Source organism: Kribbella sp. NPDC023972, assembly GCF_040639075.1.
Lineage (GTDB): Bacteria > Actinomycetota > Actinomycetes > Propionibacteriales > Kribbellaceae > Kribbella.
This window is the reverse complement of the sequence record NZ_JBEZZH010000005.1, coordinates 135,199-146,180: the sequence shown is the minus strand read 5'-3', so window position 1 is coordinate 146,180 and position 10,982 is coordinate 135,199. Positions and strand designations below refer to the sequence as shown.

Annotated in this window: 6 protein-coding genes; all 6 read right to left on the bottom strand. The window is 68.0% G+C overall.

Going from position 1 to position 10,982, the window contains the following annotated elements; translation table 11 throughout:
• Window positions 1-24: 24 nt before the first annotated feature.
• A complete protein-coding gene (locus AB0F43_RS21245; RefSeq protein WP_360479223.1) occupies window positions 25-252 on the bottom strand; it encodes an ATP-binding domain-containing protein in 228 nt (75 codons plus the stop codon).
• Between the two features lie 185 nt (window positions 253-437).
• The gene (locus AB0F43_RS21240) at window positions 438-1,406 is read right to left on the bottom strand and encodes an ROK family protein (protein ID WP_360479220.1); all 969 of its coding nucleotides are present in this window, start codon (window positions 1,404-1,406) and stop codon (window positions 438-440) included.
• Window positions 1,399-2,250 carry a hypothetical protein gene (locus AB0F43_RS21235; RefSeq protein ID WP_360479217.1) on the bottom strand — a complete coding sequence of 284 codons (852 nt, stop codon included), beginning with the start codon at window positions 2,248-2,250 and terminating at the stop codon, window positions 1,399-1,401. The genes AB0F43_RS21240 and AB0F43_RS21235 overlap by 8 nt, the downstream gene beginning before the upstream one ends.
• 286 nt (window positions 2,251-2,536) lie before the next feature.
• The gene (recD, locus tag AB0F43_RS21230; protein WP_360479214.1) at window positions 2,537-4,309 is read right to left on the bottom strand and encodes an exodeoxyribonuclease V subunit alpha; all 1,773 of its coding nucleotides are present in this window, start codon (window positions 4,307-4,309) and stop codon (window positions 2,537-2,539) included.
• A complete protein-coding gene (locus AB0F43_RS21225; protein ID WP_360479211.1) occupies window positions 4,306-7,605 on the bottom strand; it encodes a UvrD-helicase domain-containing protein in 3,300 nt (1,099 codons plus the stop codon). The genes recD and AB0F43_RS21225 overlap by 4 nt, the downstream gene beginning before the upstream one ends.
• A complete protein-coding gene (gene recC, locus AB0F43_RS21220; protein ID WP_360479208.1) occupies window positions 7,602-10,916 on the bottom strand; it encodes an exodeoxyribonuclease V subunit gamma in 3,315 nt (1,104 codons plus the stop codon). The genes AB0F43_RS21225 and recC overlap by 4 nt, the downstream gene beginning before the upstream one ends.
• Between the last annotated feature and the right edge of the window lie 66 nt (window positions 10,917-10,982).

Here is a 10,982-nt window from a genome sequence, read left to right as displayed (position 1 = left end):
ATCCGCTGGAGTTCCCGCTCGTCGTCACCCAGCCGGGCGACCGGCCAGCCTCTGTCGGAGGCCGGTCGCCCGGCGCGCACGGCGGCGAAGAGCAAGGCGCGCCGCCGCTTCGCTTCCGACAACTCGTACTCGGTCCTGGGCGCGCGTGATGGCGGTGTAGAAGAGTTCTCGGGTGAGCAGGCGGGAGTCTTCGGTGGGAAGGAGGACGGTGACTTCGGCGGCCTGACTGCCCTGGGCCTTGTGGATGGTCATGGCGTGCAGGGTTTCGACGTTGCCGAGGCGGGTGTGGCCAGCTTGACCTGGAACCAGTCCTGGGTCGGGTCGTAGCCGTTGCCGACCGACGCGTTACCGGTGCTGGGCGGTGTCACGCGGGCGTACAGGGCGACCGTTCCGGCGATCTTCCCGCCCGACGCGCCAACCGCGCAAGGACCGAGTCCTCAGCTGATCCGCAGGGCCTTGTCTGCCGAGGTCGTGACGAAGGCGTCGTACGCGAGTTTTGCCGCACCCTGAGCGGCCGTGCCGGCGTTCAGTGGTTCCACCCAGATGCGTGTCGAAATGCCGAGGTTGCTGAACGAGTACTTCTCGAGTGACTCCTGCATCGCGTTGACGAACACTTCGTCTCTGCTTTGCACCAGTTCTTCGGCGCCACCCAGGATGATGTCGCCGGGATCAACCAGGTTGATGAGATTGGCCAGGGCCACGCCCAGGACTGTCCCCGCATGCTTGAAGGCTCGTCGGGCGACCGCGTGGCCTGAATCGGCGAGTGTCCGAATGTCCTTGAGCGTTCGGAGTTGTCCCTGATTCCCCCAGTTCACCTCACGCACGAGATTTTCCGCGCTCAGCACGGCCTGCAGGCAGCCACGATTGCCGCAACGGCACCGCGGACCATTTGGCTGGACGACCAGGTGACCGATTTCGCCGGCGCCACCGGTAACCCCGGTCAGGACCGTCCCGTCGACGCAGATACCGCATCCCAGGCCGATGACCTCCGGGGCCAGGTATACGACCGCGAACGAGTCCATGCTCTGCGCCGCACCCCATGACCGTTGCTGCTCGACCATACAGTTGACGTCGTTCTCGATATAGATGTCAGGCAGGTCCATTGCCTCCCGCAGTAGCTCCGCGATCGGTGTCTCGAACCAATTCTCGTCCGCCGTCACCAGCTGCGGAGCAAAGGTCACGGCATCATGCGCCTTGGCCACGTGTCCACCGATCGCGACGCCGAGGCCGACAACATCGTTGCGCCGAATTCTCACCATATCGGCGAGCTCGCGGGCGACCCCGCGGGCATCGCCGCGGGCCAGGTTGACCGTCTCGGGAGTCGTCACTGTCCCGTCACCGGTCAGCCAGCACAACGTTGCCGTTCCGGACGACACGGTGATCCCGAACGTGGTGCCCTCAGACATCGGTCGCCCCTCCGATCGAGGTGCCCGCTGCCGGGTCCGGGCCGGAGTCGGCCGGATCATCTGCCGCGCTGCGCAGCACCATGATCGATCCCTCGATGTAGTGGATGATGTGTCCCAGGTAGAACGGGGTGAACTCCGGATTCCGCCACTGCCATTGCCAGGACTCGCGCGAGACGTCGAGGGACTCCCGTTGTCGCTCGAAGTGGTGGTGGGTCAGTTGCCCGATGACTTCCTGGAGCTGCGTTGTGACCTGTAGCTCGATCTCGCTGCGACGAGTGTCCATTTCGTCGTAGTTCAGAGACTGCACCGTGAAGAGTTGCGGAACCACGACGTGCACCGCGTAGTACCCGCGATCGTTGGCCTTGATCTCGAGGCGCGCACCCAAGCCCAGTTCGGTCGCCAGTTCATGGAGCCGTCCGCCGAGGTATTCGACGCCGTCGAGGTACCGGACGACAAAGCGAGTGCGGACGATGTCCCAGAGGTTCTCGAACCAGTTGTCGGGCAGCAACCACCCCTGCTCGGGCGGCTCGGGATAGCGGCTGTTGTCGCGGATGTTGTGCCGCCAGGTCCGGATGATGAAGCTGTCCCAGGACTTCAGATCGAGATCGTAGGGTGCCTCTCCGGAGGAGAACAGCGCGAATCCTGTCTTCGCCCGGTAGTCGTCGCCCCATGCGGACAAGTCGTGCTTGAGCCGGCGCCAGAACTCGGAATCCGTGAACTGCTTGGCCAGGTCGGCCTGCTGGTGCAGGTACCGTCCATGCCGTAGTTCCCGGGTGTCTCCGGCCCAGGTGAGCTCGAGCCAACTGGCATAGTCGGCGAGCGGAGGACGCTGGTGCATCGACATCGTCCGATCTCCATCTCCCGTGTCGTGCAGGTTCGGTGACGTCCTGGCGGCATTTCCACCGAGATTTCAGGCGTTCACGCGCGGACATTCCTGACCTGCCCGAGTAAGTCGCGGGTTCATCGCGAAAAACGCCACGATCAGCGTCGCCAGTACCTGCGGTCGAACGCACCCCCGACCATCAGTGAACGTATTTGGACACGCACTGTCAACGGCTGAGTGATATTTGTGCGATATCTTGTGCTCAGTAGTCCGCGACCCTGGGGCGGAAAGGCCAAGGCGCGCGACGCTAGTTCTCTTTCCCGGCGAGCCTTTGTCGGAGGCCGGTGGCGCGGAGCGCGAGGCGGTGGAGGGCGAAGCGTACCGACTCTTCGCTTCCGACAACTCGTACTCGGTCCTGGGCGCGCGTGATGGCGGTGTAGAAGAGTTCTCGGGTGAGCAGGCGGGAGTCTTCGGTGGGAAGGAGGACGGTGACTTCGGCGGCCTGACTGCCCTGGGCCTTGTGGATGGTCATGGCGTGCAGGGTTTCGACGTTGCCGAGGCGGCCGGGGGCGAACTCGAGGCGGCCGCGGGAGCTGTCGATGCAGACGCGCAGCGAGCCGTCGGGCCGGCGGACGGTGACGCCGACGTCGCCGTTGTAGATGCCGAGGCCGTAGTCGTTGGCGGTGACCAGCACGGGTCTGCCGACGTACCAGGTGTCCCAGAGCGGATCCTCGGTCTCTTCGGTGATCCATCGCTCAACGGTTCGGTTCCAGTGGGTGACGCCAAAAGGGCCGTCGCGGTGGGCGCAGAGCAGCCGATGCCGTTCGAGTGCGCGCAGAGCGGCGTCTGCGTCGCCGGCTTCGGCCGCGGCTCGGATCGCGAGCGCGTCTGGGAGCAGCGCGGATCGCAGGATCTCTCGTGGGTCGACTTCCTCGATGAAACGCACCCTGTTGCTGTCGCTGCGGAGCAGGTCGAGTACGTCGTCTGCGCGGTCCTCCCGCACCGCCAGAGCCAGATCGCCGATGTCGCTGCCGAATCTGTGTGACGTGCGAAGCTCGGCTGCCTTCCCGAGTCCGCCCCCGACCAGTCCGTCGACCAGGTCGGCGAGGACCGCGCCTGCCTCGATGGAGGCCAGTTGGTCGGGATCGCCGACGAGCACCAGCCGGGCGTCAGGACGCACTGCCTCCAGCAGGCGCGCCATCATCGTCAGCGAGACCATCGAGGTCTCGTCGACGATGACGATGTCGTGTGGCAGCCGGTTGTCCCGGTGGTGGCGGAAGCGGGTCGATGAGTCCGGGCGTCGGCCGAGCAACATGTGCAGGGTCTGGGCGCGGAAGTCGCCCAGCCTCTCGGTGTCTTGCGCGGACAGGCGGTGGGACATCTCTTGTCGCACCGCCTCCTCCAACCGAGCTGCCGCTTTGCCTGTCGGCGCGGTCAGTGCGATCCGCGGACGCCGTTGACCGGCCTTCTCCGCCTGCTCGGCGAGCAACGCCACCAGCGCGGCGACCGTGGTGGTCTTGCCAGTGCCCGGACCGCCGGTGAGGACCGTCGTCCATTGCCTGGCCGCTGTCTCCGCCGCCATCCGCTGCTCGTCGTACGACGTACCAGGAAAGAGCCTTTGGAGTCCCGCTTGCAGTGTGTCCTCGTCGGCGATCGCCGGGGCGGCCTGTCCGGATCGGCGCCGAAGGTCTTGCTCGACCTGTTCCTCCTCTCGCCAGTAGCGATCGAAGTAGAGTCGGCTGCCCTCCAGCCGGAGCGGCTGCGGTGCGGCGAGCAGTGGGCTGGCCGCGACGGCCGCCAGCCACTCGTCGGGGTCGGGCCAGGCCAGGTCGGCGGCGTCCTCCCCGGCCTCTTCGCGTGCCTCGGTGAGATCGAGGCAGACCGAGCCCGCGCGCACTGCCCGTACGACCAGCGCGCAGGCGAGGGCCACCGACTCGTCGCTCTCGCCCAGCATCGTTGTCAGCCGGGTCGCAACATGTACGTCGGCCGCGACCAGCACTCCCGCCTGGTTGAAGTCGCGCAACTTCCCGGTGGCGGTGAGCGCCAGCGAGGAGTCGAACTCGTCGATGGTCGTGGTCACAAGGTGCTCCCGTCGAGCAGGTCTGACAGCTCGAGCACCAGTCCGGCCGGCACCGGCCAGCTGAACACGCCTGCAGGGTGACCGTCCTCGAGAGGTGTCTCCGGGCCGCACATGCCACGCAGGTAGAGGTAGATGACCCCGCCGAGATGAACGTCGGGATCGTACGCCGGCAGCCGCCACCGAAGGTATCGGTGCAAGACAACCGAGTAGAGCAAGGCCTGCAACGGATAGTCGGAGTGCAGCATCGCGGCAGGGAGCTGGTCGCGTCCGTAGTCGGCCGATGTGGCCGGCTGTTCGGGGTCGCCGAGCCGGTTGGTCTTGTAGTCGACCACCACGAACCGGTGGCTGTCGCCGTACGGGATCCGTAGTACGACGTCGATCGAGCCGGAGAGATAGCCGCGCAGACTCTGCCGGCCGAGCAGGGGTTGTTCGAGGCGGTCGGCGTACGCGATCAGTGGATCGTCAACCGGCAGGTGGCTGCGCAGCAGCGGCGCTAGTTGGGCCAGCCGTACGTCGGCTGCGACGGCCAGGTCTCCACCGGCCAGCGGGATCTCGAACTCGAGCTCGCGGAGCCGGTCGCTCAGGCCAAGGTCGCCGAGGGTCAGTCCTGGCGCGAGTGGCCCCAGGGGCGTGGTGTGCAAGGGCAGCATCGCGGCGGCGAGGGCGTCCGGTGTCACGTCGACCCGCCACAACCGCAGTTGCTCACGGACCCTGCGCACCAGCTCGGCCTTCAGGTCGGCTGCATGAGGGTCGGCGTCCTCGAGCACAGCATGCACAAGGGAGCCGAAGGTTGCCCCGACCGGCATCCCTTCCATCGGAGACGGCAGGGTGTCGCCCGGTACGACGTCCTGTGTCGGGACCGAGTCCACAGACTCGTCCTCCAGTTCACCGTCCTCGGGTTCGCTGGTCACGCCGCTCACCTGACGGTCAGCCGCGCGGATCAGCCCGGAGTACGACGTACGGCGCCAGGCGACGTCGACCTCGCGGGAGAAGGACGCGACCGTGAGTCCGCCGGGCAGATCCGAACGCACGGGCTCGAGACGTTCTGCGATCACCGATTCCTCGACGACCGGGCCGCCCGCCTGCTGCCAACGCCGCAGCCAGGTCAGCACATCGTCGTCGGACGTGGCCCGGGGGAGGCTTTCGGGAACCACTGGCTCGCCCTGTCTGCGCCCCCGCAGAAGCCGGGAGATTCCGCCGTTGACCTCGTCCCAGGACGGCGCCCACCAGGCGACCACCTGTGACTGGGCGCGGGTCAGGGCGACGTAGGTGAGCCGGATGTCGTCACCGGCGACCTCGGTCCGCCAGCGCATCTCGTTGGCTTTGTAGCCGTGGTGGTTCCGGCCGCCGATGTCGAGGGTTCGCACGCCGTTCTCGTGGAAGAGCAGAAGCTCCTCGTCGTCGAAGATATGGCGATTGAACCCGAACGGGAGATAGACGACGGGATACTGCAGGCCCTTGCTCACCCAGACCGTCATGATCTGCACCGCCGCGGCGTCACTGTCGAGGCGTCGTGTTCGCTCGGTCGTGCGCCCGTTGCCGCCGCACTCCTCACGCAGCCAGTCGAGCAGTGCGGGCAGGCCGAGCCTCTCGCGATGTGCGGTCTCGTGCAGCAGTTCGGCGAGGTGCGCGAGATCGGTCATGTCCCGCTCGCCGGCACGCCAGGCCAGCACCCGCTCCGACATCCCACCGAGTTGGGCGGCCTCGAACACCGCGGCGACTCCGCGCGCCCGCAGGTGGTCGGCCCAGGCACGCAACATCTGCCCGATGCGGTCGGTGAGCTCGTCACCGCCGGCGTGCAGGCTCGCCGCGGTTTCCCCGAAGAACATCGTGGTCGCCGCCGCTCGTACCAGACCGGAGCGGTGCGGTTGCTCGAACGCCTCGAGGAGGCACAGCCAATCCTTGGCGGCCTGCGAGGCGAAGATGTCGAGGTCACCGGAATACACCGCCGGGATCCCGGCGGCGGCGAGCGCCTCGCGGCAGGCCCGCGCGTCCTTGTGGGCCTCGACGATCACCGCGACGTCGCCGGCCCGGATCGGGCGCTGGTCGTACGTCGCACCGGCGGCGAGAAGCTGACCGATGTCAGCGGCGAGGTCGCGAGCGATGTGGTCGCGGAGTTCGTCCATCGGGACGCTCTTGCGGTTCGCCGAGCCGAACTGCTCGCGACGTGCGACCCGGAGGCGGAAGGGTGCGTCGGACGGTGCACCGGTCAGGCGGCTGCCTCGGTGGTGCGCGGCGACCTTGTGGACGACGATGTCGTCGTGGCCGAGGCGGGCCTCGCCCAGCACCACCTGGAGGCAGTCGACGAGTGGCTGATCGCTGCGCCAGTTGGTGTCGAGGGTTCGGCGTTCGCCGGCGGTTCCCGCAGCCGTGAGGTACGTCGCGATGTCGCCGCCGCGGAACGCATAGATCGCCTGCTTCGGGTCGCCGATCAGTACCAGCGTGCTGTGACCGTTGAACGCGGCGTCGACCACCTTCCACTGCACCGGGTCCGTGTCCTGGAACTCGTCCACCATGACCACCGACCAGCGGCGTTGCATCCGCTGCCGTGCTGGAGCGTCGGGGTCGTTCAGTGCATCGGCCAGCCTGGTCAGGAGGTCGTCGTACCCGAGGATGCCGAGGCGGCGTTTGCGGTGCTCCATCTCGGTCAGCACGGCGCGCGCGAAGCCGACGCGGACGCTCTCGGCCGAACCGTCGGTGTACGTCTCCGGAACCAGACGTGTGTGCGGGTTGCCGACGACCTTGGTGGCGATCTCGAGCGCTGTGGCGCGGGTGATGGGAGGCGGTTGGGCTGACCTCCCGAAGTGATTGAGGTAGAGGTCGTCGACCACCTCGGCGACGAGCGGTCCTAGGTCGTCGACGAGGTTGACGCCGGCGTCGGTGTCACCGGCGACGCCGAGTGAGCGCAGCACGAGCTGGCAGAACTGGTGAGTAGTCGCGATGGTGGCGGCGTCGAAGTTGGCCAGCGCGTCGCGGAGGCGATCCCGGCGCGCCGCGACTTCGCCGGCGCTGCCGCGGGCGAGGTGGCCGAGAAGACCGGTGTCGCTGGTCCAGCGGTCAGGGGTCGCCGTGGCGTGTTCGGCCTCCAGCAGCTGTGCGCGCACGCGTTCCCGGAGTTCCTGGCTCGCCGCGCGGCCGAAGGTGATCAGCAGCATCTCGTCGAGCCGGGCGGCGCCCTCCGCGACGTAGCGGGTGACCAGTCCGGCGAGAGCATAGGTCTTCCCGGTGCCGGCGCTGGCTTCCAGCACGGTGGTTCCGGTGGGCAGCGGACCGAGGAGGTCGAACGGCTCGATCACGGCGCTCCCTGCTCGAAGCGCAGCATCGGTTCCCAGATCCGGGCGGCGTAGGCGCCGAGCCGGGTCGGCTCGCCTGGTCTCTCCTCACCTGGACGCGTCGGCTCCAGCAGTACCTTGAGCGTCGGGTTGGGACCCCAGACGCGGACGTGCGCGGGATCGGAGTTCTCGCCGTCGTACATCGACGGACGCCACCGGCGGCCGGCAGCGGCCACCGGGTCGTCGTTGGTCCGACGGGCTTGGTGCCATGCAAAGGAGGTCTTGAGCGGCAGTGGCAGTGGTTCCCGACGGCCGGCATCGTAGATCGCGACGAGGTCTGCGAGCAGTGCACGCACCTCGGCGCCGACAGGACCGAACAACCGGGCCGCAGGGTTGCTGCCGCGCGACGCGCGGCCAATGACCAGACTCGTCCAATTGTGGTCTTCGTCGTTGGCGGACAGTGCGAGCAACTGCACCCAGGCGCGCAGGAGTTGCTTCGCGTCCAGTCGTGAGTAGGTGACCGAGACCAGCTGATACGCGTACAGGCCGGGCACAGTGCCGGTGAGGCGCCTGCCATGGCCGAGGTCGACGTCCACGTCGACTGCCCGCGGGCTGACCTGTCGATGGGGATGTGCGCTGGCCGCCAGCCCGCGGGCGACATCACGGATCTCGGTTGCGGTGCGCCAGCCGAGTCTCCCGGGCGGCAGCGTTCCTCGTCGCCACTCGGCGTTGAGAGCGTCGTCGGGGTGGATGCCCGCCAGCATGTCGCCGAGCATCCGGTCGCCGACGGACCACTTCTCGAGGTTGTCGATCTCCACCGGCATCGCGTCCGACACGCCGTCGACCTCCCACGGCAAGGTGAGGTCGAGCGCTCGGAAGAACCCCTTCACCGGATCACGGAAGAAGGCCAGCAGATCTGCCAGCGCCACGTCGCCGCCCTGGGGGAGTGACAAGGGAGCAGCCAGGAACTCCGGCCGCGGTGGCCGGGAGCCCGTCGCGGCCCGCGCCGCGACCAGCGCGGTCGGATCGAAGGTGAAGGGTCCCGGTGGGCCGAGCCGGCCGGGCTCGAGGTTCTTGCCGTCGAAGGGCTGCAGTGGGTGCCTGACCAGAACCGCTTCCCGGACCTCCGACTCGGTGGTGCGGTCAAGGGCGTCCAGTAGCTCGCCCAGGGGTACGGCGGGCGGCCGCGGCTGACCGGAGTACTCGTTCGCGCCCGTGTAGGTGATCACCAGCGATTCAGTGGCGGCGAGGATCGCGTCGAGCATGAGCTGGCGGTCCTCGCTGCGCACGTCGCGTTCGCCGGTGAGCGGGCACCTTGCCAGGACGTCGTCGCCGTCCGCGAGGCCGAATCGCGGGAAGACGCCGTCGTCGAGACCCAGGAGGCAGATCACGCGGTGCGGGACCGAGCGCATCGGCACCATCGTGCAGACGGTCAAGGTGCCGGTCCGGAAGTTGGCGCGGGTAGGTCGCCCGGCGAGATGTGCGGACAACAGGGTTCGTACGTCGGGCAGCCTCAGCGATGTACCGGCGAGGGGGCCGGCATCGGTGGCAACGCCGGCGAACTCACGCTGGACCTGGCCGACTTGCCAAGTGTCGTCCGGTCCGACCCGGGTCAGCTGTTCGATGCCACCGCGAAGTTGGTCGAGCCATTCCGCGAGTGGCCGACTGCCGTCGAGACGACTCGCGATCAGTTGCAGGCGGTCGACGTACTCCGCGAACCGGCCGGCCAGATCGATGCGGGTGCTACCGACATCGTCGAGCGGAAGAGCGGTGCCGATCCAGGCGTGCGCATCCGCGGACATCGTCACGCCGCTGACCACCCGGTCGAGGCCGAAACGCCAGGTGTTCTGCGGGTAGTCGGCCAGACCGAACGGCTGGCGGTCGTTGCGGTCGAACGCCCAGCGGATGCCCGACTCGCGGACCCAGGCGGTGATCGTGTCCAGGTCGTCATCGGTGAACCTGAACCGGCGACGTACCGGCTCGGCCTGTGCGAGGTCCAGCACCTGGCTGGCGGTGGCCCTGCTGCCGGCGACGTCGAGCAACTGGGCCGCGATACCGAGCAGCGGATTCGTCTGTGTCAGCGACCGGTCGGCCAGTTGTACTCGGAGCCGGTGCGCTGGATGACTGTGCTCGCCGAGGTCACCAAGTCCGAACCGCGCTGTGATCAATGGCGCATAGGTCTCGATGTCGGGACACATGACGAGAATGTCGCGTGGCTCGAGCGTCGGATCGGCCTGGAGCATCCCCAGCAGCACCTCGCGCAGTACGTCGACCTGCCGGGCCGCGCCGTGGCACGCGTGCACCTGGACAGTCCGATCGTCCGCGGCCAGGCGCCGACCAGCGGGGGAGACGGTGTTGTTGCGCAGGTCGTCCTGCAGCCAACCCAACAGAGTGCCCGGTGCCCGCGGCGGTGCGTAGTGGTGGCGGACGGCCGAGGTTGTCGCGAGCGTCAACTGGAGCTCGCGACTGTCCCGCCCAAGCGTCGCCAGGAGCGGATGATCGGCCGCTTGGTGGCTCTTGTCGAGTGCTCGATCGCCTGCGGCGGTGCCGGCCGCGTGAAGACGCTGCCACAGCGCGCCACTCGGGTGGGGTAGCCACAGGTGCACGTCGCGATACTCAGCCACTGCAGACAGCAGTTCGACCTCCGTGACCGGAAGCCGAGTGTGTCCGAACAGGGACAGGCGATCCGGAAGGTCTAGTGACTCGGGCTGATCGCGGAGCTGGGCGAGCGTCTCCGCGTGGCGAGCATTCGGCGGCGGCGCATCGATTCGGTCGATCAGTCGTCGCCAGAGCTCAGGCTGCCACGCCAGGTCGTCGTCGATCGCTGCTCCGCGGCCGTCGGTGTCGCGGCCCTCGAACCAGTCCGCGAGAAGCGCCGGCCGCTGAACGGCGTACGCCGCGAACAGGCGCGCCAATCGAGCCGCGACAGCATAACGCCGGCCTTGGCGCAGCTCGGCCTCGGCGCCAGTGTCGAAATGACCGAGGTGACGGGCCACGGGCTCGCACCACGCCTGGTCGAGGGATTCGTCAAGTACGGCGAGCAGTGGCCACGCCATCGCCTCCGGGGCCCAAGGGTCATCGTCGGTCGAACCCAGAACCACGGACACCAGCGAGCGCGGCGACATGAACCGGACACCGGCACACACCCCGTCGCCGCGCGAAGGTGCGGCACCCAGTCGGTGCCCAAGCCGCTGAGAAAGCCAGCGCTCAACGCCCCGGGCGGGCACCACGATGAGTTCTTCAGCGAACGGGTCGGGCAGCGGCTCGGAGAGCAGGTCACCCAGTCCACGGGCGAGCACGTCTGTGCGCTCCGCGCGGTGCAGGTACAGGGTCACCGAAGCAGCATCCCACGCGGCGCCGACGCCCCGTGGGAGGGTTGATCGGACGCGTTGAGGTTCAGG

Excerpts from the sequence above, each read along its gene's own strand:
- AB0F43_RS21245 (WP_360479223.1), bottom strand. The coding sequence starts at position 252 with ATGACCATCCACAAGGCCCAGGGCAGTCAGGCCGCCGAAGTCACCGTC.
- AB0F43_RS21240 (WP_360479220.1), bottom strand. The coding sequence starts at position 1,406 with ATGTCTGAGGGCACCACGTTCGGGATCACCGTGTCGTCCGGAACGGCA.
- AB0F43_RS21235 (WP_360479217.1), bottom strand. The coding sequence starts at position 2,250 with ATGTCGATGCACCAGCGTCCTCCGCTCGCCGACTATGCCAGTTGGCTC.